The sequence below is a fragment of the Vibrio sp. 10N.222.49.A3 genome (assembly GCF_041475145.1).
Classification (GTDB): Bacteria; Pseudomonadota; Gammaproteobacteria; order Enterobacterales; family Vibrionaceae; genus Vibrio; species Vibrio tasmaniensis_A.
In genome coordinates this window covers 1-840 of sequence record NZ_JBFRVM010000182.1, presented here as the reverse complement: position 1 = coordinate 840, position 840 = coordinate 1, and the positions used below count along the sequence as shown (strand labels likewise).

1 protein-coding gene and 1 pseudogene are annotated in these 840 nt (G+C 44.3%); both read left to right on the top strand.

The genetic code is table 11. The features are described 5' to 3' along the window. Nucleotides 1–14: 14 nt before the first annotated feature. Nucleotides 15–128, top strand: a pseudogene (locus tag AB4589_RS22195) (Ig-like domain-containing protein); the annotation flags it as partial. Between the two features lie 93 nt (nt 129–221). Then, nucleotides 222–611, top strand: a complete 390-nt coding sequence (locus AB4589_RS22190) for a DUF1566 domain-containing protein (RefSeq protein WP_372101693.1) — start codon at nt 222–224, stop codon at nt 609–611. Nucleotides 612–840: the final 229 nt, after the last annotated feature.

The following is an 840-nucleotide window of genomic DNA, read 5'->3' as shown; positions in this document are numbered from 1 at the left end:
CCACTTCCTCCGATGTGAGTGATTCCGTCACTTGGACGTCGGATGATCTGAGTACCGCGACAGTAACGCCGACTGGCTTCCTGTCTGGCGTCAACGTTGGCCAAACAACGATAACCGCCATTAAAGATGGCGTCACCAGTAACACAGTGAGCGTGGATGTATATACATGTACGCTCACTGGTGCTTCATGTATTGATATATTCGATACTGGGAGTGGGAAGTTGTTTACCAATTCACCATCAAAAATCGCTCTTCATAGCATCGGAGGAAGTGTCAATAATGGTTTTACGCAAGAAATTGGAACTTCTGGGCCTGCTGGAGATTTCTTTTGGTTCACCTGGGAGAATGCATCTAGATTATGTGCCACATATGGTAACGAAAGCTTAGCAGGACGCACCAACTGGCGTTTGGCAACAAAAAATGAGTTAAAGTTAGAGCTCTTCAATACATACGGCAATATGTTCAACGCGCGCGGCTGGCCAGTCAGGCTCAGTTACTGGTCAAGTACAAGTCGTGGTCCTGGATTTTTAAATGCAAGCCTCAAGAATGGTAACGAAGGGGCTAGTATGGGAGAAGAGGAGTTGTACGCGTCTTGCGTCTCAGTTCCTTAACGTTTAACGTATGAGTTCTTGAGCTTCAAACCTATAACCACCTACTTCGGCAGGTGGTTATCTTTTTCGTAGATGTACACACACCCAATAGTCTAACTAGCTAATAGCAATAGGTTATTTTTAATGGGAATGCTGGAGATAATTTCCAAATTCCTATTCCTATTCCTCCACTACCCTTAAAGATTAAATTGCTGTTTTTAAGTCGGTTTTTCTGATCTGCTCCAGTCAG